Genomic DNA, 25,705 nt, shown 5'->3' with positions numbered 1-25,705 from the left:
CTCGCACGCGGACGGTGGGCAGGCAGTGCCGAGGCATCGCCTGCCCACGGCGTCCGGGCCTTCCTTCAGACGGCGCCGATGGTGTTCTTCGTCAGCTGTTCGGAGACGTCCCAGACGCGTGCAGCCTCGTCCGTGCTGCGCAGCCGCGAGTAGAGCTTCTGCTCGGCGGGCGGCCCTCCGACGCGACCAGGCCAGCTCGGGCCGTAGAAACCCCCGGGCTTGGCGGCGGGGTCCGTGGCGGCCATCAGCGCGGGCAGCTTGGCCGTCTCGACCGTCCCGAGCAGGATGCCCCTCTCGGACAGGAAGCGGATCATCCTCCGGGAGGGAACCTCTTCGCCACGGCCGAGCTCGGGACGTGCCGCGAGAAGGTTCGTGGGAGCGACCCCAGGCTGTGAGAGATTGCTCGTGATACCCCAGCCGCTCGCCCGGCTGCGCCGGTCGAGCTCCAGGCCGAACAGGCCGACCGCGATCTTGGACTGGCTGTAGGCGTGCGTTCCGTCGTAGCTGCGTTCCCAGTTCAGGTCGTCCCAGTTGATCGAGCCCCGGTTGGCGGCGATGCTCACCTGCGAGGTCACCCGCGCGCGGCCGGCCCGCAGGAGCGGCATCAGGTGCGCGACCAGGGAGAAGTGACCCAGGTGGTTCGTGCCGAACTGGAGCTCGAACCCGTCGGCCGTGGTCTGCCGTTCCGGTGGGGTCATGACACCCGCGTTGTTGATCAGGAGATGAATCGGGCGGCCTTCCGCGCGCAACGTGTCACCGAGTGCGGCGACGGACGCGAGCGAGGACAGGTCGAGGTCCCGCAGCGAGACTCTCGCACCGGGCACGGACTTCCGTATGGTCGTGATCGCAGCCTCTCCCTTGCGGGGGTTGCGCACGGGCATGATCACCTCGGCGCCCGCCGCCGCGAGGCGTGCGGCCATGCCGAGGCCCATGCCGTCACTCGCGCCCGTGACGACGGCAAGCTTTCCCGACAGATCGGGGATCACGATATCGATGGTCTTGCGTGACATTGGTCCACTCCTAGAAGTCAGGCTGTCAGCTCCCACTGTGATTGACGTGGACCGCGTTATTCAGGGCCTGACGATCCGCCCTTGGCACGTACCTGCCTAGACCGGTGTGCCGCTTTCGTGGTCAGTCGCTCAGCTGTTCCCTGGCGGTGTCGGTGTCCTGGAGGTTGGTCATGTTGACGAACCGCCCGTCGTGGACCCGGTAGAGGGCGTACTCGGTGATCTCGAAGGAGGCGCCGGTGGGAGTGACGCCGAGCCATTCCTTGACCGGGGTGCCGGTGTTGGTCAGGCGTGCGCCGATCTCGTGGTGCTGTGTCACGCAGGTCGCCTCGTGTCGCCGGTGGCGATCGAGGTGCGGGTGCAGGGCAAGCCTGAGCGCGTGCACGGCTAGGATCCATAACGTGCCGTCTGCCGTTCCTTACGCATCGTCTACTTTCCTGCCCGTGCTGCAGGTGAGCGATCCGGTCGCGGACGCGATCGGGCTGCTCCGGCCTCGTACCGTGGTCTGTCCGGCGCTGCGGGCCGGCGGGGTATGGGGAGTGCGGTTCGAGGCGTTCCCGCACGTCACGATCGAGGCCGGGGCCGGCCGCGCCTAGAGCCCGGGCAGGGTGTGCGAGATCGATCGTGCTGACACGGCACGGGCGGAGACGGTACAGACGGACCGGTGCTGGCACGAGACGACACGGGGGACCACGGATGATGATCGACCGGGCTGGGCTGGCCGATTTCCTTCGACGGCGACGAGCGGCGCTCCAGCCGGAGGACTTCGGGATCGTGCGTGGTGCACGACGTCGGACCAGTGGGCTGCGGCGCGAGGAGGTGGCCCAGCTGTGCACCATGTCGGTGGACTACTACACGAAGCTCGAACGGGGGCGTGGGCCTCGGCCGTCGGAACAGATGGTCGCCTCGATCGCGCGAGGTCTGCGGCTGTCCGTGGACGAGCGGGCCCACCTGTTCCGGTTGGCTGGGCTGAACGCACCTCTCCGTGGTCCGGACGGCTCGCAGCTCAGCCCCGGTCTGCGGCACGTCGTGGACCGTATCGGTGACGTGCCCGCCGAGATCAGCACGGAGCTGGGTGAGACCCTCTACCAGAGTCCGCTGCACGTCGCGCTCACCGGGGACCGCACGTCGTATCGTGGGCCGGCGCGTAGTGTCGGTTACCGGTGGTTCGTCGATCCGGCCACGCGGCAGCTGTATGCGCGCGAGGACCACGTGTTCCTGACCCGGGTCTTCGTGTCCGGGCTGCGTCAGGTCGCGACGCTGCGCGGCCCGGGGTCCCGGGCGGCGTACTTCGTGGAGCTGCTCCTGGACCAGAGCGAGGAGTTCAGGCAGGTATGGCACAGGCATGAGGTCGCGATCCCGCCACTGGTGAAGCGCTTGGTGCATCCGGAGGTCGGTGCGCTGGAGCTGAACTACCAGTCGCTGGCCGACCCGGAGCGACACCATCGCCTGTCGGTGTATACCGCGGTGCGCGGGACGGAGAGCTCCGAGAGGCTGCAGCGGCTCATGGCTCTCGTGCCGTCCCCGGGGAGCCGCTAGGCCGGTCACGGTGGGCGAGCCCCGTGGTGGCAGCCGTAGGGAACCGGCGACAAACTTCCAGGTCAGGACCGGTATGTCGCCGATCCATACCGCGCCACGCGGGTCACGTTTCCGACTTCGGGGTCTTCGCTCCAGGTCGGGACCTGGCTGCTCCGCGGCGAACTGGCCGTCGGCCTAGGATCCGGGTCGTCGACCACGATGTTCGGGGTATCGGCTGAACCTTCCTGGGAGGGGACGCGTCATGGGCCTCGATCGTCTCCGCTGGGACAGGGTCGGGCAGGAACGCCCTGGTCGCGTGTCGGCCGCGGATGAGCCGCTCGGCCGTACGGGTGAGGTCGCTGGACACGACTGCCACGAATGCTCCTAAGTACACGATTCCGTTTACCTGAGCCACCGTAACTGACCATCGCGCCGAAGTAAACGCTGGCGTATAGTTGACGATATGAGCGAGACACCCGTACGCCGGGCCGGGCGCGGAGGACGAGAGCGGGCGCTCAGCGCGGCGAGCAGCCTGTTCGCGAGGCAGGGCATCACGGCGACCACGATGGAGGATGTCGCGGCAGCGGCCCCGGTCTCCAAGCGGACCCTGTACGCGCACTTCCCGACGAAGGAGGAGCTGGTCCTGGCGCAGCTCGACGGCCTGCTGCACTCCGGGTACACGCTGCTCGACACCCTGAGGCGTGCCGATCTCCCGCCGCGTGACCGCCTCCTGGCACTGTTCGTCGTGCCACCCAGGTCGGACGGCGCTGTTCGGGGCTGCCCGTTCATCCAGGCAGCGGCCGAGCACCCGGACCCCGCCGACCGTGTGCACGCCCTCGCGCGGGAGCAGAAGCTGGAGATGCTCACGCTGGTGACCGCCCTGCTCGACGAGCTCGGGGTCGACGAGCCGGAGTCGCTCGCCGAGCAGCTCGTCACCCTCTCGGACGGGGCGGTCAGCCGAGCGATGGTGCTCGACGAACCCGCCTACGGTCGTCACGCTCGCGCTGCGGCCGAGGTCCTGCTGGAGCACGCACTCTCCTCGGGTGCACGGGGGGCCTGAGCCTCCGCCAGGCCCAGCCAACCCGAGCCTGTGCACGGCCCTGAGCAACCAGGCGCCGCCAGACGTCGTGCGGCGTCCGAGACACCGGCGGCGATCGCAGGATCGTTGGTGGCGACATTTCAGGCACCCGGTCGCTACAGTCCATGACGAGGGCGCTTCAGCGGAGGTGGACGTGTCAGCCCGAGACGGCAACGGCTTGACGGCCATGTACGGGTTGAGCGGACGGGTCGCGCTCGTCACGGGCTCGGTGCGCGGGCTCGGGTACGAGATCGCTCGCGGTCTGGCGCAGGCCGGAGCACGCGTCCTGATGAACGGGCGCGACCCGGCCACCCTGGACCGGGCCGTCGAGGAGCTCCGTGCGCACGCACTGGACGTCCACGCGGTCTGCTTCGATGCGACCGACCCGGCTCGGGCGGCTGCCGTCCTGGAGCAGCATCCGCCCGTAGACGTCCTGGTGAACAATGTCGGGCACCGAGACCGCCGGGGCCTGGCCGAGATCACGCCGGAGGCACTGAACCAGCTGCTCCAGGTGCACGTCGTGGCCGCCTACGCCCTCAGCCGCCAGATCGCGACCGGCCTGATCGAACGGGCAGCACCCGGCGCGATCGTCAACGTCTCGTCCGTGATCGGACAGCTCGGTCGCCGTGGCGACGTCGGCTACCCGGTGGCCAAGGCGGCGGTCGAAGGGATGACCAGGGCGCTCGCGGCCGAGCTGGGCGAGCACCGGATCAGGGTCAACGCGGTCGCCCCGGGTACCTTCGCCACGGAGACCAACGCCCCACTGGCCCAGGACCCGAAGTGGCAGCAGTGGCTGCAGCGGCGTACGAGCCTGGGGCGCTGGGGTCGCCCGCACGAGATCGCCGGTGCGGTCGTCTTCCTCGCAGGGCCGTCCGCCGAGTTCATCACAGGCCAGACCCTCACGGTGGACGGCGGAATGACGACCACCTTCTGAGAGGCCGGGGGCTCCGGCGACCACCGCTGTCGCGCAGCGGTAGCGTGCGCCATCGCGATCGCCCCGACCGCGGTGTCCTGACCGCGCCGCCGGCCACCGTGGCTCAGTGGCTCCGGCCCGGGCGCCAGTACGCGCAGAAGTCGATCCGCGCCTTGGGTACGCCAGCGCTCAGGCAGTGCGCCCGCGCCGCCAGCGTGAACGACGCCTCGCCCACGACGTAGACGTAGGCGGCCGGGTCCACGCGGGTCGTGCGCAGTGCGTCGAGCGCCGCGGAGCCGGCAGGCCGGCCATCCTCGCGCACCAGCCAGCGGACGTCGGCGGCGGGCAGGGCTCGCCGGTCGGCCGCGTGCGGCACCTCCAGCAGGTAGGTGGCTGCGCGGCCGTCGAGGGTGTTCGCGATGCCTTCGACTCCGGGCAGGCCGGACTCGTCGGCGATCACGAGCACCGGGCCGGTGTGCGCGTCGGCGTCGAAGATGCGGCCCTGGTCGAGCAGGCCGACGCGTTCACCGTTCCGGCACCGCTGTGCCCAGCGGGCGCCGGCGCCGTCGACCTGGCCCGCCGCGTCCCGGTGCACCACGACGTCGACGTCGAGCTGCCAGCGGCTGCCCACCCGGCGCGCCTGGCGCACGGTGTAGTTGCGGACGGCAGGGCGGGTCACCTCCGGCATCGCGAGCAGCCGCGCGTACCAGCCGTCCGCGGGGCCGAACGGCAGGTCCAGCTCCTGGCCGACGTCGGCGAAGAACAGCCGGAACCAGTGGTCGTGGCCGAAGTGCTCGAACTCGTCCTCGAAGCCGTCCCCGGTGCTGCGCAGCGTGACCCGGCGGAAGCCGGGGGAGACGGTTCGGCTCGCGACCACCTCGAACGTGCGGACCTGCGCGGCGGCGGGCTTGAGCGGCCTCCGTACGGGCGCGAGCGCAGACGCCGGCGCGGCCGGTGCCGTGAGCGTCATCGCCATCAGCCCAGCGCCTCCTCGATCAGAGGCGTGAGCTCCTGCAGGGCGTAGAGCTGGGCGGCGGGCGTGCCCAGCGAGTACGCGGCCGAGAGGTCGTCGCCGATGACGACGGCGCGCCCGTCGGCGACCGCCGGGATCTGCTGCCAGCCGGCGTCCTCGGTGATCTCCTTCGCGTCGATCCAGATGGGGAACGCGACGATCAGGTCGGAGTCCAGCAGGTCGAGCTGCTCCTGCGAGATCCGGACGCTCCAGCCGTTCTCCTCCACGGGCAGGTCGGTGATGGTGGGGCTCGCCTCGAAGCCGAGCCGCTCCATGAGCAGGGAGCGCCCGTCGTTGACGTAGGCGCCCCAGCCCTCGCTGGTGCGGGTCGCGGCGGTGAACGTGGTGCCGGCCCACTCGGGGTGGTCGGCGGCGGCCTGCTCGAACGCCTCGTCGACCTCGGCGAGCAGCTCCTCGCCCTGCTCCGGCACGCCCAGCGCCTGGGCGATCATCGTCACCTGCACGTCGTAGTCCGTGTGGTACGACTCGCCGCCCTCGGGGACGCCGACGGTGGGGGCGATGGAGGAGAGCCGCTCGTAGCGCTCCTCGTCGCCGGAGCTGTGCGTGTCCAGGATGAGGTCGGGCTCGAGGGCCGCGACGGCCTCGTAGGACAGCTCCAGGGTGCCGAGGATCTCGGGCGCCTCGTCGTACAGGCCCGCCGACCAGGGGCCCACGCCCTCGCCGCCGAAGGCGAGCCAGTCCGACGCGCCGACGGGCTGCACACCGAGCTCGAGTGCGACCTCGGCGTCGCCCCAGCCGAGCGCGACCACGCGTTCCGGCTTCTCGTCGATTGTCACCGGCTCGAACGTGGTGTCGATCGTGACCGGATAGGCCCCGCCGGCGTCCGCGGAGCCCTCCGCGGACGGGGAGCCTTCCGCGGCGGAGCAGGCGGCGAGCGCGAGGACGGGGAGGGCCAGGACTGCGGTGAGCAGGCGTGGGGAACGCATCGGGGCGGAGCTCTCTTCCGTGGAACGGTACGTGCGGGACGGACGCGGTGCCGGAGCGGCGTCGCAATTAGGTTAGCCTAACCTCCGTTATGTCCCACTCGCCGGTTCAGCACCCCGTCGCGGCCCGCTACCTCGCACTCGGTGCTGGTGCGGTCGCGCTCCTCGTCGTGATCGTCGCCAGCCTCGCCGTCGGCAGCAGGCCCGTCCCGCCCGACGTCGTCGTCGCCGCCCTGCTCGGCCAGGACGTCCCCGCGGGGGACCGGCACGCGGTGGTCGAGCTGCGTGTGCCGCGCACCGTCATCGGCTGCGCGGTCGGGATCGCGCTGGGCGTCGCGGGCGCACTCGTCCAGGCGGTCACCCGCAACCCGCTCGCCGACCCGGGGATCCTCGGCGTCACCGCCGGGTCGTCGTTCTTCGTCGCCCTCGGCGTGGTGCTGCTCGGCCTCGGCAGTCCCGAGCAGTACGTCTGGCTCGCGCTGGCCGGCGCGCTCGTCGCGACGGTCGCGGTCGCCCTGGTCGGCGGCTCCGGCGGTGCCCGCGTCGACCCCGTGCGGCTCACCCTCGCCGGCGTGGCGCTCACCGCAGTGCTGGCCGGCATCGTCTCCGGCCTGCGCATCGCGGCCCCGCGCACCTTCAACACGCTCCTGAGCTGGGAGACCGGGTCCCTGGTGGACCGCGGCTGGCAGGTCGCCGGACCGGTGCTGCCGTTCCTCGCGATCGGTCTGGTCACGGCCCTGCTGCTGGGCGGGTCGCTGAACGCCCTCGCTCTCGGCGACGATGTCGCCACGGCGCTGGGCTCCACCGTCTGGCTCACCCGCGTGGGCGCCGTCCTGGCGGTGACCCTCCTGGCCGGCGGCGCGACGGCCATCGTCGGACCCGTCTCGTTCGTCGGACTGATGGTGCCGCACGTCGCCCGCTGGGTCGCCGGGCCCGACCAGCGCTGGATCATCGCGCTCACCGTGCTGTTCGCGCCCGTGCTGCTGCTGACCGCCGACGTCCTCGCCCGCGTCGTGCTCTGGCCGGGGGAGATGCCGGTGGGCATCGTCACCGCGTTCGTCGGGGCCCCGGTGCTCATCGCCCTGGTCCGCCGGCAGAAGGCGTTCGCGCTGTGAGCGCCGTCCGGCTGACTCGTGCCGCCGGGCCGCGTCCGGCCCGGCTCGGCCCGACGGCCATCGCCCTGCTGCTCGCGGTCGCGACCCTCGTGCTGGCCGTCGTGGCGCTCATGCTCGGCGACTACCCGCTCACCGTGCCCCAGGTGCTCACCGCCCTGACCGGGACCAGCGGCTTCGAGTCCACGATGGTGCTCGAGTGGCGGCTGCCGCGCGTCACCGCGGCGGTCCTGTTCGGCGCGGCGCTCGCGGTCTCCGGCGCGCTGTTCCAGACACTGACCCGCAACCCGCTCGGCTCGCCCGACCTGATCGGGTTCGCCACCGGCTCCTACACCGGGGTCGTCGTCGTCACCGTGGTGCTCGGCACCAGCGTGGTGACGACGACGGCCGGCGCGCTCCTGGGCGGCCTCGGCACCGCGATCCTGGTCTACCTGCTGGCCTACCGGCGCGGCGTCCAGGGCTTCCGGCTCATCGTCGTGGGCATCGGCGTCACCGCCATGCTGCACGCCCTGAACACCTGGCTCCTCCTGCGCGCCCAGGAGGAGGTCGCCATGGGCGCCGCGATCTGGGGCACCGGGTCGCTCAGCCTCACCTCGTGGTCCGACGTCGTCCCCGCCGTCGGGGTCCTGCTGATCACCGCGCCGCTCGTGGTCCGGGCGAGCCGGCCGCTGCGGCAGCTCGAGCTGGGCGACGACGCGGCCGCCGCGCACGGCGTACGGGTGGAGCCGACGCGGCTGGCGATCATCGGGCTCGGCATCCTGCTCACCGCGCTGGTCACCGCCGCGACCGGGCCCATCGCGTTCATCGCGCTCGCCGCGCCGCAGGTCGCCCGGCGGCTCCGGACCGGCGCCGGCATCCCGCTGGTGCACTCCGCTCTGACCGGCGCCTTCCTGCTGCTCGGCGCCGACCTGCTGGCGCAGTACGTCCCGGCCCAGCCCGTGCCGGTCGGCGTCGTCACCGTCGTGCTCGGCGGCCTCTACCTGCTCGGCGTCCTGGTCCGGGAGGCGAGGCGTGCATGACCACCCCCGGACCCCGCCCGACGCCGCACCCGAACCACCCGGAGGAACCGATGGAACGATCCCGGCTGCGCGCCGACGACGTGACGCTCGCCTACGACGGCCGTGTCGTCTCCCACGGCCTCGACCTGGCCGTACCCGACGGGTCGTTCACCGTGATCGTCGGCCCGAACGCCTGCGGCAAGTCCACGTTGCTGCGCGGACTCGCCCGCCTGCTGCGCCCCACCGCGGGGCAGGTGGTCCTCGACGGACGCTCCGTCGCCGAGCTGCGCACCAAGGAGGTGGCACGCCAGGTCGGGCTCTTGCCGCAGACCGCCGTCGCACCCGACGGCATCACGGTCGCCGACCTCGTTGCGCGAGGACGCTACCCCCACCAGGACCTGTTCCACCGCGACGCCGCCACCGACCGTGCCGCGGTCGCCGCGGCGCTCGCGGCGACCGGCACCGAGGAGCTCGCCCAGAGGCTCGTCGACGAGCTCTCCGGCGGCCAGCGCCAGCGGGTCTGGGTGGCCATGGCGCTCGCCCAGCAGACGCCGCTGCTCCTGCTCGACGAGCCCACCACCTACCTCGACATCGCCCACCAGATCGAGCTGCTCGACCTGTTCGCGCGGCTCAACGACGAGGGTTCCACCTTGGTGGCGGTGCTGCACGACCTCAACCACGCGGCCCGCTACGCGACCCACCTGGTGGTGATGAAGGACGGCGCCGTGGTCGCCTCCGGCGCTCCGCAGGAGATCGTCACGGCCGACCTCGTCGAGCATGTGTTCGGCCTGCCCGCCGTGGTGATCGACGACCCGCTCACGGGCCGCCCGCTCGTGGTGCCGCACAGCGCCGCGACACGCCGCTGACGAGGGCGAACGCGTGCCCGCCGCGGATGGAACGGGCACCGGTCGTGCCGGCCGACGCACGGGCCGTCGCAGCACGGAGGCGACCGCGCTCGCCGCGACCGCGCCGAGCGAGATGTCCCGGCCGCCGACCGAACCTGATGGCCGAGTCCACCGGTGGGGCGGCCCTGGCGCAGACTGCCAGGATGAGGAGTGCAAGGGTGATCAGGACGGCGATCCGTCGACGTCCGGGCGTCGACCGCCACGTATCGTGTCTGCGTGCCTGATCTTCTCGACGTGGTCCCGTGGCCGGTCCGCACCGAACGGCTTCGTATCCGGCGGGTGACATCGAACGATGCGGAGGCCTTGTGGCGGCATCGGCGGCTACCCGAGGTCACGCAGTGGATCTCCAACAACCCGAAGGACCTGGACACGTTCCGCGCCGAGCTGGTGCGGCCCGAACGTCTCGCGGTCCTGCTGGTCATCGAGCTCGTGACGGCCGAGGGTGCCACGGTCCTCGGTGACATGATGGTGCGCGTCGAGGACGGGTCGGCGCAGCGCGAGACCGTCGAGGCCGCCCGCAGCTCGCAGGCGGAGCTCGGATGGACGCTGAACCCTGTCTACGGTGGTCGCGGCTACGCGACGGAGGCCGTCCGGGCGATCGTCGGGGTCTGCTTCGGCGCTCTCGGACTGCGGCGGGTGCATGCGCGGTGCTTTGCCGAGAACGAGCCGTCGTGGCGGCTCATGGAGCGCATCGGGATGCGGCGCGAGGAGCACAGCCGCAAGGCGAAGCTGCACCGCTCAGGCGTGTGGATGGACGTCCTGCGGTTCGGGCTGCTCGCCGAGGAATGGCCGGCCTGACCCGCGGTGAACCGCCCCGCTCACCGTAGGCGGCGGTCGGGTGAGGTGGCGGGCTGGTGATCTTCGACGGCGCCGGTCCATGCGGCAGTCCCACCCTTCTCGCGGTAGCACCGGGCGACGAGAGAGTCAGGGACTCGCCCGGTGGGTGCCGCAGCTGGCGCGGAGCGCCACGGTGACGGGGAGGCTCCTGGTCACCGTGCGGCGGGCGGGCTCCGCGATCCGAGCGGTGAGGACCTCCACCGCCGCACGCCCGAGCTCGGCCATCGGCTGCTCCACTGTGGTCAGCGGCGGCGTGGACGTGCGGGTGGCCTCGATGCCGTCGAAGCCGGTGACCACCACGTCGTCCGGGACGCGGATGCCGTACGCCGCGAAGACGTCGAGGAGCCCGAGCGCCGTGTTGTCGTTGCAGCAGACCAGCGCGCCAGGCAGTGCCACGCCGTGGCTCCGTCCTGCGACGAGTGCCTCTCCGATCTCCCGCCCGCGCCCCCGGCCCAAGTCACCCCGCAGCCGCGGAGCCTCGGGCGCTTCGAGGCCGGCCCGCAGCAGAGCGCGGCGGAATCCGCGGAAGCGTTCGTCGTCGTCGGGCGTGCCGGCCCACGCGCCCACGTACTCGAACGTCGTGATCCCGTGGTCCGCCACGAGATGGTCGACAAGGCGCTCCACGCCCTCCGCATTGCTCACGGTCACGCGGTCGTGGGCGCTCGCCGGGCTCAGCCCGGTAAGAAGCACGACCGGCACGCGGCGGGCGACGTGGTCGAGCAGGTCCTCCGGGAGGGTCCCGCTGACGACGACCATGCCGTCGACCCGGCCGGCCATGTTGAGCACGCGCGCCTCGAGGTCGGGGGTCCGGGTCATCGCGACCGTGATCGCGAGCCCCGCGTCCCAGGCCGCGAACTCGGCGCCACGCACCACCTCGCCGAAGTACATGCCGCCCCAGGAGACGAGGGAGTCCGGCTCCGCGTCGACCACCATGGTCACTGCCTCGCCACCCGGAGCGCCGCGCGCCGGGCGGGACGACCGGCGATCCGCCAGGTCGGCGTCGGCCTCGACGACGGGCAGGCACAGACCGACCATACCCGTGTGCCGCGATGCGAGTCCGCGTGCAGACGCCGACGGGACATAGCCGAGCTCGTCGATCGCCTGCTTGATCGCCGCACGCGCTCCTGCGCTGACGAAGCCGCTGCGGCTGATGAAGCGCGACACCGTCGTGGATGACACGCCAGCCAGGTCGGCGACGTCCCGCAGGGTCGGGGCATGCCCTCTCATTGCTCCTCCTCCGCTCGGTCAGCTGGTGCGATCCCATCATGGAACCGCTGCCATCCTCGGCCCTGGTCACGATGGGGCGAACCACGATGAGCGACCCCCGAGAGCGCGGGGTCTTCGTCAACGGCAAGCACTCATCGAACACCCCGCGGACGGGCTGGGTCCGCACCTGAATCTGGACGAGCTGGCCGTCCCGGAAACCCACCGCCGGGGGTACTTACAAAAAAGTAGGTACTTGTCCACGGGAAGTGACGGCATGTTCACTCGATTCCGGCGCAGGCGAACAGACCGAGCCGTCAAATTCTCTGCCGTGGCGTCTGAGCGCCGGCGTGGGGGATGCAGCCCACACGAATACACGAGAGGCACATTTATGCCTGGCACGTCCAGCACCACCGACATCGCCACTGCCGAGAGCCGGCCCGACCGCGTGCGCATCGGCGTCCAGCTCTGGCCCGGCGGCACACCGGACTACGCGACCTGGCGCCGAGCGGTGCAGCACGCCGAGGAGCTGGGCGCCGACGCAGTCTTCGGCTACGACCACCTCCACAAGCCGTTCGTCGACATCGTCGACGGCGTCCCGAAGCTGCACGAGGTGCAAGAAGACGTCAACAACTTCGAAGGGTGGACCGCACTGGCGACATGGGGCGAGATCACCAGCAGGGCGGAGATCGGGCTCCTCGTGTCGGCCGTCGCCTTCCGCAACCCGGACCTGCTCGCCGACATGGCGCGCACGGTCGATCACATCAGCAACGGTCGGCTCATCCTCGGTCTGGGGACCGGCTGGTACCAGAAGGACTTCGAGGTCTACCAGTACGACTTCGGCACGACGAAGTCGCGCTTCGACCACTTCGAGGAAAGCCTCGAGCGCATCACGAACCGGCTGCAGCAGCTCACTCCGGCTCCGGTGCGCGACATCCCCATCCTCATCGGTGGTGGCGGCGAACGCCGTACCCTGCCGATCGTGGCGCGCTACGCCGACATCTGGCACAGCTTCGAGCCCATCGAGGAGTTTCGTCGCAAGAACGAATTGCTCAAGGGCCTCGTCGAGGAGGCCGGGCGAGATGAGGCGACGATCGAACGCGGAGTTGATTGGACCGACGAGGCCACCTCTGACGCTCTTGTCGCCGAGGGGGTGACCCTGTTCACCACTGAGATCCATCCCGACGAGAACGGGTTCAACTTTTCCGAGCTGGAGAAGATGCTCGCCTGGCGGGACCGTTGACCGCCGAATCCATCCCTTCGGCCGAGAGAATCAACAGCGAGTTTCCGTCCCACGGGCGAGGCTTTTCCGTGGCGGCTGGTGGAAAGGTCGATCCAGATGACCGAGCGTGGGTTCTACTCCGGACTGGACGCCGCACTGTCCGTCGTCGGCGGCAGGTGGAAGTCCTTGGTGCTCTGGCAGCTCGCCGCACACGGCCCGCAGAGGTTCGGCCAGCTGCGCCGCCTGGTCGACGGCGTGACGGAGAAGGTGTTGATCGGCGCGCTCAAAGACCTTGAAGCTGCGTCCGTCATCGTCCGCAAGGACTTCCAGGAGCTTCCGCCTCATGTCGAATACTCCCTGACACCGTTCGGCGCGAGTCTCGCCGAAACGCTGCGCCCGCTGTGCGAATGGGGATACGCCAACATGGACCGGATCGGGCAGCTGACGATCCTGCCCAGCCGATCCTGACGGTCGACGACGCCGAGCCTGGTCCGCACAGGCTGGGACGGGTCGGCGGACACCGGGGCGCGGCGCTGTGGAGGCCACCTCGATGGCTTCAGCGCCGGGTGCGACCTGGTGTCCGCGCAGACTGCTGCGGACACCAGGACTTGTTCCTGCCGGCACACCTACTCTCGGACACCGGTTCGTGCGGCCCGCTCGACCCGGGCGACCAGGCGGCTGTTGTGAGCGGCGTGCGCGAACCCGGGGGTGTGGTGGGTCCCGTCGGTGATGTCGCGCGCGAGGCTCGCGTACACCTCGCCCACGTTGATGGCGGCACCGGTCCAGATCTCGGCCGCGGCGGGTCCGGTACCCGTGGCGACGGGGCTGTCGGGCGCCTCGAAGTCGACGTTCGAGGTCAGTGTGAGGTCGCCGACCTGGACGCCGGCGGGGTGGTTGCCGGTCAGCCTGAGCCAGCCGTCGGCGCCTCGGACCTCGAGGCTGAACCGGGCATCGGGTACCGGGACACCGGCGAGGACCTGCACTCCGACGGCAGCTCCGGACGAGGTCTTGAGGATCGCGTCGAGATGGTCCGGGACCTCGCGGGTGGTGGTCGTGCCGGTGTCGGTCAGCTTCACCTCGGGCCAGAGCAGCTCCGTGCGCGCATCGATCTCGGTGATGTCACCGAGGATCGTCTCGATCACGTCCAGGACATGGCCTACCGCGATCGTCATGAAGCCTGCGCCGGCGTCCGCCTTGTCGAAGTACTCATAGGCGCTCACCGACTCCGGGCCGTTCCCGAAGGTCGTCGCGGTCACTCGGGCTGACAAGAGTCGCCCGAGCCGGCCCTGGGCGATGATCTCGGCCGCACGGCGTACCGACGGGTTGAGGCTCCCTTGCAGCCCGATCGCGGTGTGCAGGGTACCGGCCGCCGCGGCCATCTCTTCCGTCTGGGCAACGCTCGCGCCCAGCGGGGACTCCGAGTAGACGGCCTTGCCCGCCGCGAGGGCCGCGAGCACGAGCTCGCGGTGTGCCGGAACCTTGACGGCGACGGTGACGAGGTCGATCGACGGGTCGTTGATCAGCTCGTACGGGTCGGCGTACCAACGCTCGGCACCGAACACCTCGGCGGCCTCTCGTGCGCTCTCCTCACGCCGGGTCGCCACCGCCGCCAGCACGAGCTGCGGTTGGGCCGCCAGCGCGGGGACGTGCGATGCGCCGGCCCAGCTCGCCTTCGTATCCGCGCCGATGATCCCGACACGAATCACACTGCTTGCCATGATCTGCTGCTCCATTCGGTCTGCTGCTCAACTCTTCTGCGGTTGAGACGCGGTCGTCTCGTGCGGTTCGGCTCGGTCGTCGAGCCGCCTTCACCGGTCGATGGCGGCCATGCCGTCGCGGTCATGGCGGTCGCCGGACGCGGGCGTCAGGTCGTCCAGCCGGCTCACCTGGTCCGTGGTGAGCCGGATCCCGTCTGCAGCGATGTTCTCCTCAAGTCGCTCGACGCGTCGGGTACCGGGAATGGGGTTGATGTCCTCGCCCTTGGCCAGGAGCCAGGCCAGGGCGATCTGGGCGGGGGTGGCTCCGGTCTCGGTCGCCACGGCCCGGACCTCGTCGACGATGCGCAGGTTGCGTTCGAGGTTGCCGCCGGTGAAGCGCGGGTTGGTACGACGCCAGTCGCCGGCGTCCAGACCGTCCAGGGAACGGATGCGCCCGGTCAGGAAGCCATGACCCAGCGGGGAGTACGGCACCAGTCCGATCCCCAGCTCGCGCAGCACCGGAAGCACCGCCGTCTCGGGGTCGCGCGTCCAGAGCGAGTACTCGCTCTGGACCGCAGCCACCGGGTGGACCGCGTGCGCGCGGCGGATGGTGGCGGGGCCGGCCTCGGACAGGCCGATGTAGCGGACCTTGCCCTGGGTGACCAGGTCGGCCAGGGCGTCGACGGTGTCCTCGATCGGGGTGTCCGGGTCAACTCGGTGCTGGTAGTACAGGTCGATGTGGTCGGTGCCCAGGCGCCGCAACGACCCCTCGACAGCGAGCCGGACGTTCGCCGGCGTGCTGTCGGCCCCGGGCCGGCCGGTGTGCGAGACCAGGCCGAACTTGGTGGCGAGCACCACCTCGTCCCGACGACCCCTGACTGCGCGACCCAGCAGGGTTTCGTTGGCCCCTTCGCCGTACGCCTCGGCGGTGTCCAGGTGGGTGACACCGAGGTCCAGAGCGCGCTGGATGGTGCGGACGGAGTCCTCCTCGGACTCGTCCTTGCCCGTGTAGAAGGCGGACATGCCCATGACTCCTAGACCGAGGCGCGAGACCTCAAGCCCGCCTAGTGACGTGGTCTGCATCGAGTGTTCCTCTCGGGGTCGATTCGCCAGGCCCACAGCCGGCACGTCGACCGGACAAGAACTTGACGCATCAAGATGAACTTGACGTGTCAAGTTCTACCCTCTCGAACTTGATGCGTCAATAACTGCCGTCGTAGGCTGGTTGCATGGCCAAGGCAGCGGGTGCTCAGGTGCGCGACGAGAGAGTCGAGGAGGGCGGCTCCGTGTCCCGCGTGACACCGACGGCGGCCACAGAAGAGCCTCACGGCACAGCGGCCGGTGCGGAGCCGCTCGTCGAGTCGGACGACGAGCCGCGATGGTTGAACGGTGATGAGCTGGCTGCTTGGCTGGCCAACTCCGCGATCATGATCAGCCTGCCCGCCGCCCTGGACGCGCGGATGCAGCGCGAGTCCCGGATGACCTTCTTCGAGTACATGGTGCTGTCGGTCCTCTCCGAGGAGCCGGACCGGACCATGCAGATGAGCTCTCTCGCTGTGCGCACGTCGGCGTCGTTGTCGCGGTTGTCGCACGTCGTCGGACGACTGGAGAAGCGAGGGCTCCTCGCCAGGTCCCGGATACCCGGCGCGGGTCGCCGCACCAACACCACCCTGACCCAGGCCGGGTACGACGTCGTGGTCGCGGCGGCGCCCGGGCATGTCGCGGCAGTCCGCGAATATCTGATCGACTCGCTCGATCCGCGCGACCTGATGGCCTTGACGCGCATCGGCGCAGCAGTGGACGCCGCGATCAACAAGGGACGAACCGCGCCCGCACCTGCGACGACGGCTCACACCGGCGTTCTCGAGCCGTAGCAGACCGGGGCACGCCACGGCCCTGACGAGACCTGGACGCCGACCCGGCCGAACACCAGAGGTGCAGGGAAGTGCCGTGGCGCCCCTGGCCTTCCGCCGCCCAGCAGCTTGACCGGGACATCGAGACCGAACCCGCCGACGACGCAGCTGGTCAGAGGCGATCCTCGGGCGGGCGCGAGGTGGCCAGGGCGGCGAGGTAGTCGTCCAGAAGCTCGACCTGCCGCTGTGGTGTGAACGTCGCAGGGTCGAGCAGGGCTTGAACCACGAGGCCGAGAGTGAAGGACTGGGAGCCGGCCGCGATGTCTGCCGGGTTGCCTGGGGGAAGCTCGCCGAGCTCCTGGGCTGCGGTCACCCGTTCGCGCAACGTGTCGCGGCTCTGGGCGTACTTGCGGGCGTAGTCGGCCTGCAGGGCGCCGTCGGAGAGTGCGGCGTCCCATGAGGAGACCCAGATCCGGTTGCTGTCCATGGCTTCTGGGGTCAGCGGCAGGATGTCCATCAGAGCGTGCCTCAGGGCGATCAGTCCTTTGCCGGCGGGGCGGCGCGGGCGGGCGATGGTCCGCCGTTCGAGCAGATCGAGGGCGTACGCGACGAGGGCCTGCTTGGTGGGGAAGTAGTGCGTGAGCAGACCCGTGGTCGCGCCGAGCTCGGTCGCCACCGCGCGCAGCGTGAGGCCGGCGAAGCCGCGCGTGGCCATCACCTGCCAGACGGCTTCGGACACCTCACGGCGACGGGCCTCGTGATCTCCCTTGGGACGCGGCATGCTGCCACGGTACATTGTCCAAACGCTTGTTATGCGAATGGAGGAGTCCTCATGTTCTCGCTGGTGCTGCGCGACGGTGTTCACCTCGCCCCGCTGGAGGTCTGGCATGCCGAGGAGTTCGCGGCCCACATGGACCGAGCTCGTGAGCACATCCGACCGTGGGTCGGCCCCACGTTCGTCACCGACGATCTGGACGGGGCACGGAGCACGCTCAGGCGGTACGCGGCGCGCCAGGCTGAGGACGGCGGCCGCCTGTACGGCATCTGGCGTGCCGGTGTCCTGGTCGGCGGCGTGATGTTCACCGATCTCGACGCCGGTTCCGGCGTGTGCGAGATCGGATGCTGGCTGGAACCGTCCGCCGAGGGGCACGGTCTGATCACCCAGGCGTCGGGTGTCCTGCTGGACTGGGCCTTCGCGTCGCGGGGGCTGCACCGGGCCGAATGGCACTGCCGTGCCGACAACGACCGCAGCTCGGCGGTGGCCAAGCGGCTCGGCATGACGCTGGAGGGTGTTCGGCGCGAGGCCTGGCCGTACCAGGGCAGGCGTTACGACAAGCAGGTCTGGGCGGTCCTCGCTCCCGAATGGCAGGCCTTGGGACGGTGAAGCAGCCGCTCGTCGGCGGCGGTCGTCGCAGTGTCGTGCGACGGACTCAGCTCGTGGGTTCCACCTCGCCAGCTCGCTCGAGCGCCGTGGTGAGGAGATCCGTCACGTCCACCGACGCCTCACCACTCCCGCTGTGCGTCACCCCGACGCCGACAAGGCGTCCGTCCTCCGCCTCTGCGAACGCGATGCTGCCGACTTCCACCGGGTTCGACGACGCGCTCGTGAAGGTGAATCCCAGGGCCCCGTCGGGTAGACCGCCGATCTGCTCCCAGGTCGCCTCGCCGTAGTCGCCCTCCTCGGCGTCGGCCGAGCAGTCGTCGACAGCCGCCTGGATGGCCGCGAGCATCGATTCGGCATCGGGATAGTACCCGCCCCCGGGAACGAACGCGGTGGCGCCGACGACGTCACCGTTCTCGAGCGCGTACTGCTCGCCGGTCGTCCCGTCGGCGGCGTTCGACAGCTTCGACTCCAGGTAGCCGAGCGCGTCGCACCAGCCGGTCCCTGGTGCTCCCATGTCGCCATCGGTGGTCTCTTCGACCCGGGGGAGTGCGCCGGTGTCCAGCAATGTCGAGCCGGCGCCGCAGGCGGTCAACAGGAACGGAGCCGCGCACAGCGCGGCGACCAGGCCGGACATGCCGCGTCGTGTCGTGGTCCAAGAACGCATTCTTGTAGTTTCCCTTGAAGTCGCCGCGGTCACATTCTCATCGAGGTAGCTCATCGCCTGGCGAGCGTAGCGGCCCACGTCACCCGCCGGGACGTGGGTCACGCCGGTCTGCTCCAGCCCGAACGGCGCATCCCTCCTTGCCGTGCGCGGCCCTATCACTACCTCGAGATCGCCGGCGACGACGTGGTCGGCTTCGTGCGCTCCGGGTGGCTGGAAAGGGCTGATCGCCCAGCGCTCGATCTCGCTATCGCCCGACGACAACGGTTCCGCTTGCTCGCGACCAGCGGGCCAGCGCCGCGATCGCCACGACGTCGAGGACCACGACGCAACGCTCGACGAGCCCGAGTGCCGAGTCGCTGAGCGCTCCCGGACCGCTGTCCGCCAGGAGGACCAGGGCGAACGGCACCACGCAGGCCATGGTCAGTCCGGCCACGACGCCGACGGCCCGAGCGTGCGAGCGCCATCGGGGATCGCCTCGATGCCGCCACCACAGCAGTCCGCAGAGCGCGGGCAGGCTGACGAAGTTCACGACGGTGCAGACCATGTGGACCGTGCCGTACCAGGTGCCCGGGCCTCCGACCGGGTCCTTGAGGACGACGGTCAGCCCCAGCAGGCTGAGGCACCACAGCCCGAGGAGCGTCGTCGCCACGGGCCGGGACCGCAGGAGCCCGTCGCGGACCCAGTGGGCGCCCAGCAGGACGACGGCGAGATTCGCTCCCAGCAGGGCCAGCGTGTAGGCCACGCCGGGCTCTGCGGTGCGCACCGGGTACTCCGACATGAGGTCGCGGACCGGGTCCACACCGCCGGAACCGGGCAGCATGTGCACGCCGATCAGGGTCGCGAGGGCGGCAGTGGCCAGGTAGAGCGCCTGGCGCGGGAGCGGGCGCGGCGAAGTGGTCTCCATGGGGCCGAAGCTAGGCAACGGGCCTGATGTCCCGGAATGGTGCACACCGCCGCGTTCCGGTGGGGCTGTCCTCCGCGGTGCAGCCCGAACGTCTGGACGGCGGGCGCGACGCTGCTATAGATTTCAGTCGTGGCTGAAACGCATAGCAAGGACGCCATGAGCGAGGAGCGCCAGGACCAGCTCATGCGATGGGTGGAACAGGTGGCCACCTTCTGTGTGGAGGAGTGGGGGCTGCCGCCGATCACCGGGCGAGTCCTGGGCTGGTTGATGATCTGCGACCCGCCCGAGCAGTCCGCCGGCGAGATCGCGGACACCATCCAGGCGAGCCGGGCGTCTCTGACCTCGAACATGCGCCTGCTCACCGCCATCGGACTGGTGCGCAAGGTGCGCCGTCCCGGTGACCGCACGGCCTACTACCGCATCGAGGACGACGCCTGGCGCAAGGTCGTCGAACGCAAGCTCGACAGCCTGAGCGCGTTCGGCGGCATCGCCGAGGAGGGCTTCGCCCTCGTCGGCCGCGAAGGCGCCGGCCGCATCAAGGCGGCCCAGGAGTCCCTGACCTGGCTGCGCGACATCGCGGCCCGCAACCCCCTGAAGCGCTAGGAGAGCCATGCCGTCCCTCCAGCTCGACCTCAGCCCGGTCCAGGAGACGCTGCTGCTCACCCTGTACGCACGAGCACAGGACAGCAGGGCACCGGCTCCGATCCTCGGCGACACCCTCGCTGCAGCGATCGCGGACCGCATCGCCCAGGACACCGGCTACGACTTCGGCAGGCTCAAGGTCAGACCGAGCCTCGTCGCCAGCACCGCGCTCCGCGCCAAGAAGCTCGACGACGTCGTCCGCCAGTTCACCACCACGCACCCCGAGGCGGTCGTCGTCGACCTGGGCTGCGGCCTCGACACCCGGATGGCCCGCTGCACCCCACCCGCCGGCGTCGACTGGTACGACGTCGATCTTCCCGAGGTCACGGAGCTGCGCCGGCGGTATCTCCCGGGTCGGTCACACCTGGTCGCCACGGACATCACCGCGGAGAGCTGGTCAGAGGTCCTGCCGGACGACAGGCCCACCGTGATCGTGGCCGAAGGCGTGCTGCCCTTCCTGCCCGGTGACTCCTTCCAGGCCATGATCCGCCGGCTGACCACCCGGCTCCGGGCCGGCGAGCTCGCGCTCAACGGCTACACCCGCTTCGCCGCCTGGGCGATGAGGTACGACGCCTCCATCAAGGCCCTCGGCATCGATGCCGCCCAAGGCTTCGACGACCCCCGCGAGCCGGAACGCTGGAATGCGGGCCTCACCCTCGTCTCTGAACGGCTGCTCACCCGCGCCCCGGAAGTCGCGGCGTTCCCGCAGCCCGTACGTGCGCTGACTCGCCTCATGGCGCACAGCACCGCGATGTCCCGCCAAGGCGCGCGCATCCTCCACTACCGGTTCTGAACGGCCTCAGCGGTCGACGCCGGCCGTCCCTGCCGCCTGCCCGGGCGGCCTCGCGGATCGACGTGATCGCGTCCGGGGTGGTCCGTGTCCAGAGCTGCCAGGTCTGCAGCACTGCTGACGCTGGTCGCAGCTTTCACCCGTCCTGGATCGACCTCAGGGTCTGCGACCCGCGTAGGCTCCCCACAGGGCAGAGGCCCGGGAGATGTCTCGGGTCGGGACCCGAGCGAGGTGGTCTGGGCCCACGCTCGGGCAGGAGCTGGGACCTCGGCCTGGGGGCGGGGATCCCAGCTCCTTGGGTTCCACGGTCGGAGGCGTGCCTCCCCATGCGCCCGGCTGTCAGGCCTGCCTCTCTGCCTCGTCCTTGAGCGCCTGCAGCCAGATGTCCAGGCCTCCTCCGAGCATGGCGGCGACGGTCTCGTGGTCCGGTCCCTCGAGCGCGTCCAGGATCTCGGCGTCCCAGGACTCCTCAGTGTGCACGAGCGTGCCCTCGTCCGTCTCGGTGAACGTCCACAGGTGGACACCTCGGTCGATCGTGATCGACTCCCCGACGGCTGGTCCCTCCCAGAGGATGCACGTGCCGGGCTCCAGCTCCTGCACGCTGGACGTGATCGACAGCGTGTCCGCAGGGGCGAAGTCCGACTCGGGAACCGGCGTGGTCCATCGGAACCGTGAGTCGGACGCGAAGTCGCCCGAGTCGAGACGGTCGACGGTCAGGACGGCGTCCTGCCACTCGTCCCAGGACTCGACGTCGGTCTGCACGTCCCAGACATGATCGAGCGGGGCGTCGATCAGGATCTCGGTGGCGCGGGTGATGACGGCCGAGTCGTCGATGCCCTGCCCGGCGCACTGCTGGCCGACGGAGGGCGCCTGGACCTCCGGCGCTTGGACGTCCGCCGCCGAAGCGCTCGCGGAGGCGTCGGCGTCATGGTCCTGCGCGCCGGAGCATCCGGCGGCGACGAGCACGGTCGTCAGCGTGGTGGCGAGCGCGACGGTGATGCGGGAGGTGCGGCGGGGCATGCTGGAGATGGTCATGTCAGTCCTTGGTTCGGGTCCGGCGGATCGCGGTGGAGGCGGTCCGGAGGCAGGGCTTCGAGCGGTGTGAAGCCGGTCGGCTGGGGCGTCAGGCGTGGTCGTGCCGTGTGGCGACGACGTCGACGTCCATGGCGGCGGGCAGGCGCGTGCCGGGGCGCGCCCCGACGTCGAGCGTGCAGCGGGCAGTGCGTCGTTCCATGGGAGGAACTTCTCGCGTCGGCGCGGGTGGTCGCGTCGGTGAGACCTACGTAGGCAGGGAGCCGTCCGGCGCCGGGCGGTGCGCCGGTGACCGGCCCGACGTGGTCGCGCAGCCGGCAGCGCGAGGAGATGCCGGGCTTGCTCGAGGGCTTGGGTGATGCGAGCTCACTCGCTTCGCGGGCCGACTCCCTCCAGTGCCAGGGTGACCAGTCGTTCCGCCTCGGCCGCTCCGGCGTCCTGCGTGGCGAGCGAGATGGCGTTGGCGAGGGTCAAGAGGTCTGCCGTGGCGACGTCCGCTCGCACCGATCCCTGGTCGACCGCTCGGCGTCGCAGCGGCTCGCCCGCCGCGACCAGCATCGTCGCGCAGGAAGTGCCGTCCTCGGGTGGTGCGTTCAGGATCGACGCAGCAAGGCCGCGGGTCGTCGTCGAGTACGCGGCCACTTCCCGGAGCCAGGACCCCAGGGCTTCGAGGGCGTCCGGAGCTGCCCGCAGCTCTTCGGCACGGGTGCACAGGGCCTGGACGCGGTCCCGGAAGACGGCCTCCAGCAGCGACCACCGGGACGGGAAGTGCCGGTGCAGCGTGGCCGAACCGACGCCTGCCGAACGCGCGATCGCCTCGAGTGACGCCTCGGCGCCGTGCCAGGCGATCGCCTCGGAGGCCGCGCTCACGATGCGCTCGTAGTTGCGTTGTGCGTCAGCCCTCATGCTCCGCCGTTGCCACATCGGGATGGTGGCCCTTATGTTAGCCGGAGCGATAACCGGGGTACCACCCCACTTATCTGGGAGGCAGCATGAAGGTTCTGGTCATCGGAGCGACGGGCAACCAGGGCGGGGCCACGGCCAGGGCCCTGCTCGACCGCGGGGTCCAGGTCCGTGCCCTCGTCCGCGACCCGCACTCGGCGAAGGCTCAGGCCCTGCGGGAACGGGGGGCCGAGCTGGTCACCGGCGACCTGGACGACGCCGGGTCGCTGCTCGCAGCGGCCAAGGGCGTGGACGGCCTGTTCTCCGTCCCGCACCCCGACGTCACGGACCCGGCGGGCGATGCGGAAGTGGCGCGGGGCCGCAACGTGGTCGAGGCCGCCCGCAAGGCGGGGGTCTCGCACGTCGTGCACAGCAGCGTCGACGGCGCCGGCGAGTTTCACCGGACCCAGCCTGGCTGGTCCGAGGGGCGCTGGGACGAGCACTACTGGGAGAGCAAGGCCGCTGTGGACGAGGCCGTTCGTGTCGCCGGCTTCGAGCACTGGACCGTGCTCAAGCCGGCGACCTTCATGGAGAACCTGACCCACCGGTCCTACCTGTTCGGGGACTGGTCCAGCGGCACGATCATCACCGGGTTCGCCGCGGACACCCAGATCCCCTGGATCGCGGTCGACGACATCGGGGAGGCGGCGGCCGTCGCGTTCACGGAACCCGGCCGGTTCGACGGCATGGACGTGGAGCTCGCCGGCGAGATGCTGACGATGACCGAGACCGCCGAGATCCTCAGTGAGGTCACCGGCCGCACGATCAGCGCGCCCGTGCTCACCCCGCAGCAGGCCGTCGAGCGCGGCATGCTGCCCGCCGTGGTCAACGAGGTCGAGCGGATCAACGAGAACGGCACGCCCGCCCGGCCGGAACACGTCCGGGCTCTGGGCCTGCCCACCACGGACTTCCGCACGTGGGCACAGCGGACGCTCGTCTGAGGTGCCCAGCTCCCGGACGTCGACGAACCGACCGTCAGCGCGTCTCGCACGGAGCGTGTCCGCCGCCCGGTGCCGCGCGCAGCCTACAGTTGGACCATGCCCGCCACCATGAAGGAAGTGGCGACCCGGGCCGGGGTGTCGCTGAAGACCGTCTCACGGGTAGTCAATCGGGAGCCCCACATCCGCCCCGAGACGATGGCGCGGGTCGAGGCCGCCATCGCAGAGCTGGGCTGGATCCCCAACCCGAGCGCCCGGAACCTCCGGACCGGACGGACGGGCACCATCGGGATCGTCGTGGCCGAGCTGCGCCGGCCGTACCTCGCGATGCTCGTGGAGGCCCTCGTCCACGAGGCCGAGCGGCTGGGCCTCACGGCCACGGTCGAGCCGACGCACCGTCGTCCCGGGCGGGTCGCGGAGGTCCTGGGGGAGCGCGGTCACCTGTACGACGGCGTGCTCCTGATCGACCCGGAGGACCTGGAGCCTGTCGCGTGGGACCAGGCTCCGCAGCCCGTCGTCGTGGTCCAGGGCGGCCGGTGGCGAGCCCCGGTCGACCGCGTCGACGAGGACGTGGTCGAGGCCGCGGGGCTCGTGGCCCGGCACCTGGGCGTGATGGGACGGATGCGGCCCGTGCTGCTGGGGCCTGACCGTGCACGGTCGGACTCGGACCAGGAGAGCCCGTCCGCGGCGCTCCGGGCAGCCTTCTCGGCCGTGGGGATCGAGGCGGGCGCGGTGCCCCGGGTCTCGCTGGGCGGCGTCGGCGACCGGCGCGCTGGTGCGCGTGCGGCGGCGAGGGCGCTCGAGGTGCGCCCGGATCTCGACGCCCTGCTGTGCGTGAACGACGAGGTGGCGATCGGCGCGCTGTCCTGCCTGGTCGAACGGGGCGTGGCCGTGCCGGACGACGTGGCGATCATCGGCTACGACAACCTGGCCGACGGTCAGTTCTCCACGCCCACGATCACCACGATCGACCCGTCCCCGGCGCGCCTGGCCCGCGCGGCCCTGGAGCTGCTCACGGACCGGCTGCGGGGCGGGTCGCCGGCCGCGCCCCGTCAGATCACGCTGCCCGTGACGCTGGTGCGCCGCGAGTCGACCATGGGGATGTCATGAACCGGCGCCCCACCCTGGAGGACGTCGCGCGGATGGCCGGCGTGTCCGCGAAGACGGTCTCCAACGTGATGCTGGACCGGCCGAACGTCTCGGAGAGCACCCGGGCCGCGGTGCGGGCTGCCGCCGCCACCGCGGGGTACCGGCCGAACCACGCGGGCAGGGGCCTCGCGTCGGGGCGCACCGGCCGCATCGCGGTGGTGGTGCCCAACCTCTTCCAGCCGTACTTCGCCGAGATGGCGGAGCGCCTCATCCTCGCGCTGGAGGACGAGGGCCTGACCACCACGTTGCGCATCGCGGGTGACGTCCACGCGGAGCTGGCGGCCGTCATCGGCTCCACCACGCGCGATGCCGACGCCGTCATGATCTGCCCGGCCCACTTCCGGGCGGCGGCGCTCGGCGGGCGGGCTCCTGACCGCCCGGTCGTCCAGGTGGGCGGTCCGGCCACCTCGTCCCTGGACTGCGTGGTCATGGGGGAGTACGAGGGGGCCGCTGCGGTCACGCGGCACCTGCTGGACACGGGCCGGCGGCGCCTGGCGATCATCTGGAACGGGCTGAGCACCGAGAGCGGGCGCTACACCGGAGTGGTGGACGCCCTCGCCGAGCGAGGGATCGAGCCCGACCCGGCGCTGTTCGCGGTCGGGTCGGACTGGGACCGCCGCGAGTCCGGCTACGAGGCGATGGTCGGGCTGCTGCGGACCGGCGTCGAGTTCGACGCCGCGGTGTGCGCGAACGACGCGACCGCCATCGGAGTCGTGCGTGCCCTGCGCTTCCTGGGCCGCCGGGTCCCCGAGGACGTCGCGGTGACCGGCTTCGACAACACGGACGAGAGCGAGTTCGCCAGCCCGCCGCTGACCTCGGTGAGCCCTGAACCGGAGGCGATGGTCTCGGCGGCCGTGCGCATGCTCGTCGAGCGGCTCGACGGGTACGACGGACCGGCGCGGTCCGTGCGCACGGGCGCCGAGGTGATGATCCGGAGGTCGTCCGACCCGGTGTCGTGAGG

29 protein-coding genes are annotated in these 25,705 nt (G+C 71.0%); 17 read left to right on the top strand and 12 right to left on the bottom strand.

Annotated elements, in window-relative coordinates; all coding sequences use genetic code 11:
* Window positions 1-65: 65 nt before the first annotated feature.
* Complete coding sequence (locus ACIG47_RS18980) at window positions 66-1,010, bottom strand: SDR family oxidoreductase (RefSeq protein WP_397415713.1); 945 nt, start codon at window positions 1,008-1,010, stop codon at window positions 66-68.
* A gap of 121 nt (window positions 1,011-1,131) precedes the next feature.
* Window positions 1,132-1,326: an ester cyclase gene (locus ACIG47_RS18975; protein WP_397432596.1), complete on the bottom strand. Its 195-nt coding sequence runs from the start codon at window positions 1,324-1,326 to the stop codon at window positions 1,132-1,134.
* 124 nt (window positions 1,327-1,450) lie between these two features.
* On the opposite strand from ACIG47_RS18975, the gene ACIG47_RS18970 reads away from it, so the two are divergent.
* From ACIG47_RS18970 to ACIG47_RS18955, 4 genes are all read left to right on the top strand, one after another.
* On the top strand, window positions 1,451-1,603 hold the full coding sequence (locus tag ACIG47_RS18970) for a hypothetical protein (protein ID WP_397432594.1): 153 nt from the start codon (window positions 1,451-1,453) through the stop codon (window positions 1,601-1,603).
* A gap of 103 nt (window positions 1,604-1,706) precedes the next feature.
* Window positions 1,707-2,546 carry a helix-turn-helix transcriptional regulator gene (locus ACIG47_RS18965; protein WP_397432808.1) on the top strand — a complete coding sequence of 280 codons (840 nt, stop codon included), beginning with the start codon at window positions 1,707-1,709 and terminating at the stop codon, window positions 2,544-2,546.
* 442 nt (window positions 2,547-2,988) lie between these two features.
* The gene (locus tag ACIG47_RS18960) at window positions 2,989-3,585 is read left to right on the top strand and encodes a TetR/AcrR family transcriptional regulator (RefSeq protein ID WP_397432593.1); all 597 of its coding nucleotides are present in this window, start codon (window positions 2,989-2,991) and stop codon (window positions 3,583-3,585) included.
* A 172-nt stretch (window positions 3,586-3,757) separates the two neighbouring features.
* Complete coding sequence (locus tag ACIG47_RS18955) at window positions 3,758-4,537, top strand: SDR family oxidoreductase (RefSeq protein WP_397432592.1); 780 nt, start codon at window positions 3,758-3,760, stop codon at window positions 4,535-4,537.
* A 103-nt stretch (window positions 4,538-4,640) separates the two neighbouring features.
* Here ACIG47_RS18955 and ACIG47_RS18950 read toward each other — a convergent pair whose 3' ends face one another.
* A complete protein-coding gene (locus tag ACIG47_RS18950) occupies window positions 4,641-5,492 on the bottom strand; it encodes a siderophore-interacting protein (RefSeq protein WP_397432591.1) in 852 nt (283 codons plus the stop codon).
* The gene (locus ACIG47_RS18945) at window positions 5,492-6,475 is read right to left on the bottom strand and encodes an iron-siderophore ABC transporter substrate-binding protein (RefSeq protein ID WP_397432589.1); all 984 of its coding nucleotides are present in this window, start codon (window positions 6,473-6,475) and stop codon (window positions 5,492-5,494) included. Before ACIG47_RS18945 ends, ACIG47_RS18950 begins: the two co-directional genes overlap by 1 nt.
* A gap of 89 nt (window positions 6,476-6,564) precedes the next feature.
* Between ACIG47_RS18945 and ACIG47_RS18940 the strand changes: the two genes are divergently transcribed.
* From ACIG47_RS18940 to ACIG47_RS18925, 4 genes are all read left to right on the top strand, one after another.
* Window positions 6,565-7,587 (top strand): FecCD family ABC transporter permease, encoded by a 1,023-nt coding sequence (locus ACIG47_RS18940; RefSeq protein ID WP_397432587.1) that lies wholly within the window; start codon window positions 6,565-6,567, stop codon window positions 7,585-7,587.
* The gene (locus ACIG47_RS18935; protein ID WP_397432585.1) at window positions 7,584-8,603 is read left to right on the top strand and encodes a FecCD family ABC transporter permease; all 1,020 of its coding nucleotides are present in this window, start codon (window positions 7,584-7,586) and stop codon (window positions 8,601-8,603) included. Before ACIG47_RS18940 ends, ACIG47_RS18935 begins: the two co-directional genes overlap by 4 nt.
* A 50-nt stretch (window positions 8,604-8,653) precedes the next feature.
* Window positions 8,654-9,448, top strand: a complete 795-nt coding sequence (locus ACIG47_RS18930; RefSeq protein WP_397432806.1) for an ABC transporter ATP-binding protein — start codon at window positions 8,654-8,656, stop codon at window positions 9,446-9,448.
* Window positions 9,449-9,703: 255 nt separating this feature from the next.
* Window positions 9,704-10,285 (top strand): GNAT family N-acetyltransferase, encoded by a 582-nt coding sequence (locus ACIG47_RS18925; protein ID WP_397432584.1) that lies wholly within the window; start codon window positions 9,704-9,706, stop codon window positions 10,283-10,285.
* 126 nt (window positions 10,286-10,411) lie between these two features.
* Here ACIG47_RS18925 and ACIG47_RS18920 read toward each other — a convergent pair whose 3' ends face one another.
* On the bottom strand, window positions 10,412-11,551 hold the full coding sequence (locus ACIG47_RS18920) for a LacI family DNA-binding transcriptional regulator (protein WP_397432583.1): 1,140 nt from the start codon (window positions 11,549-11,551) through the stop codon (window positions 10,412-10,414).
* Between the two features lie 367 nt (window positions 11,552-11,918).
* Between ACIG47_RS18920 and ACIG47_RS18915 the strand changes: the two genes are divergently transcribed.
* Together ACIG47_RS18915 and ACIG47_RS18910 are read left to right on the top strand one after the other, a co-directional pair.
* On the top strand, window positions 11,919-12,770 hold the full coding sequence (locus tag ACIG47_RS18915; protein ID WP_397432582.1) for an LLM class F420-dependent oxidoreductase: 852 nt from the start codon (window positions 11,919-11,921) through the stop codon (window positions 12,768-12,770).
* Between the two features lie 96 nt (window positions 12,771-12,866).
* Complete coding sequence (locus ACIG47_RS18910; RefSeq protein ID WP_397432581.1) at window positions 12,867-13,217, top strand: winged helix-turn-helix transcriptional regulator; 351 nt, start codon at window positions 12,867-12,869, stop codon at window positions 13,215-13,217.
* Window positions 13,218-13,375: 158 nt separating this feature from the next.
* Here ACIG47_RS18910 and ACIG47_RS18905 read toward each other — a convergent pair whose 3' ends face one another.
* Together ACIG47_RS18905 and ACIG47_RS18900 are read right to left on the bottom strand one after the other, a co-directional pair.
* Window positions 13,376-14,467 (bottom strand): Gfo/Idh/MocA family protein, encoded by a 1,092-nt coding sequence (locus ACIG47_RS18905; RefSeq protein WP_397432579.1) that lies wholly within the window; start codon window positions 14,465-14,467, stop codon window positions 13,376-13,378.
* Window positions 14,468-14,557: 90 nt separating this feature from the next.
* Window positions 14,558-15,529, bottom strand: a complete 972-nt coding sequence (locus ACIG47_RS18900; RefSeq protein ID WP_397432578.1) for an aldo/keto reductase — start codon at window positions 15,527-15,529, stop codon at window positions 14,558-14,560.
* Window positions 15,530-15,675: 146 nt separating this feature from the next.
* Between ACIG47_RS18900 and ACIG47_RS18895 the strand changes: the two genes are divergently transcribed.
* On the top strand, window positions 15,676-16,320 hold the full coding sequence (locus ACIG47_RS18895; protein ID WP_397432577.1) for a MarR family winged helix-turn-helix transcriptional regulator: 645 nt from the start codon (window positions 15,676-15,678) through the stop codon (window positions 16,318-16,320).
* A 151-nt stretch (window positions 16,321-16,471) separates the two neighbouring features.
* Here ACIG47_RS18895 and ACIG47_RS18890 read toward each other — a convergent pair whose 3' ends face one another.
* On the bottom strand, window positions 16,472-17,080 hold the full coding sequence (locus ACIG47_RS18890; protein WP_397432575.1) for a TetR/AcrR family transcriptional regulator: 609 nt from the start codon (window positions 17,078-17,080) through the stop codon (window positions 16,472-16,474).
* A gap of 51 nt (window positions 17,081-17,131) precedes the next feature.
* Between ACIG47_RS18890 and ACIG47_RS18885 the strand changes: the two genes are divergently transcribed.
* Entirely contained in the window at window positions 17,132-17,683 is a 552-nt protein-coding gene (locus ACIG47_RS18885; RefSeq protein ID WP_397432574.1) for a GNAT family N-acetyltransferase, read from the top strand.
* A gap of 46 nt (window positions 17,684-17,729) precedes the next feature.
* On the opposite strand, the gene ACIG47_RS18880 is transcribed toward ACIG47_RS18885, so the two are convergent.
* Together ACIG47_RS18880 and ACIG47_RS18875 are read right to left on the bottom strand one after the other, a co-directional pair.
* Entirely contained in the window at window positions 17,730-18,608 is an 879-nt protein-coding gene (locus ACIG47_RS18880) for a hypothetical protein (protein ID WP_397432573.1), read from the bottom strand.
* On the bottom strand, window positions 18,592-19,251 hold the full coding sequence (locus tag ACIG47_RS18875) for a DUF998 domain-containing protein (protein WP_397432571.1): 660 nt from the start codon (window positions 19,249-19,251) through the stop codon (window positions 18,592-18,594). Before ACIG47_RS18875 ends, ACIG47_RS18880 begins: the two co-directional genes overlap by 17 nt.
* A gap of 129 nt (window positions 19,252-19,380) precedes the next feature.
* Between ACIG47_RS18875 and ACIG47_RS18870 the strand changes: the two genes are divergently transcribed.
* A complete protein-coding gene (locus tag ACIG47_RS18870; protein WP_397432570.1) occupies window positions 19,381-19,854 on the top strand; it encodes a GbsR/MarR family transcriptional regulator in 474 nt (157 codons plus the stop codon).
* Between the two features lie 7 nt (window positions 19,855-19,861).
* Window positions 19,862-20,686, top strand: a complete 825-nt coding sequence (locus tag ACIG47_RS18865; RefSeq protein ID WP_397432569.1) for a class I SAM-dependent methyltransferase — start codon at window positions 19,862-19,864, stop codon at window positions 20,684-20,686.
* Window positions 20,687-21,022: 336 nt separating this feature from the next.
* On the opposite strand, the gene ACIG47_RS18860 is transcribed toward ACIG47_RS18865, so the two are convergent.
* Both ACIG47_RS18860 and ACIG47_RS18855 read right to left on the bottom strand, forming a co-directional pair.
* Complete coding sequence (locus ACIG47_RS18860; RefSeq protein ID WP_397432568.1) at window positions 21,023-21,718, bottom strand: SRPBCC family protein; 696 nt, start codon at window positions 21,716-21,718, stop codon at window positions 21,023-21,025.
* 363 nt (window positions 21,719-22,081) lie between these two features.
* Window positions 22,082-22,621: a TetR/AcrR family transcriptional regulator gene (locus tag ACIG47_RS18855; protein ID WP_397432566.1), complete on the bottom strand. Its 540-nt coding sequence runs from the start codon at window positions 22,619-22,621 to the stop codon at window positions 22,082-22,084.
* A gap of 86 nt (window positions 22,622-22,707) precedes the next feature.
* On the opposite strand from ACIG47_RS18855, the gene ACIG47_RS18850 reads away from it, so the two are divergent.
* The 3 genes from ACIG47_RS18850 (at window position 22,708) to ACIG47_RS18840 (ending at window position 25,703) form a co-directional block, all read left to right on the top strand.
* Window positions 22,708-23,598 carry an NmrA/HSCARG family protein gene (locus tag ACIG47_RS18850; protein WP_397432565.1) on the top strand — a complete coding sequence of 297 codons (891 nt, stop codon included), beginning with the start codon at window positions 22,708-22,710 and terminating at the stop codon, window positions 23,596-23,598.
* A gap of 96 nt (window positions 23,599-23,694) precedes the next feature.
* Complete coding sequence (locus ACIG47_RS18845) at window positions 23,695-24,705, top strand: LacI family DNA-binding transcriptional regulator (protein WP_397432564.1); 1,011 nt, start codon at window positions 23,695-23,697, stop codon at window positions 24,703-24,705.
* Window positions 24,702-25,703 (top strand): LacI family DNA-binding transcriptional regulator, encoded by a 1,002-nt coding sequence (locus ACIG47_RS18840; protein ID WP_397432563.1) that lies wholly within the window; start codon window positions 24,702-24,704, stop codon window positions 25,701-25,703. The genes ACIG47_RS18845 and ACIG47_RS18840 overlap by 4 nt, the downstream gene beginning before the upstream one ends.
* Window positions 25,704-25,705 lie beyond the last annotated feature (2 nt).

It is taken from the genome of Promicromonospora sp. NPDC052451 (assembly GCF_044547525.1).
Classification (GTDB): Bacteria; Actinomycetota; Actinomycetes; order Actinomycetales; family Cellulomonadaceae; genus Promicromonospora.
Note: the sequence above shows the minus strand (reverse complement) of the source record. Positions and strands in the feature narration are given on the sequence as shown.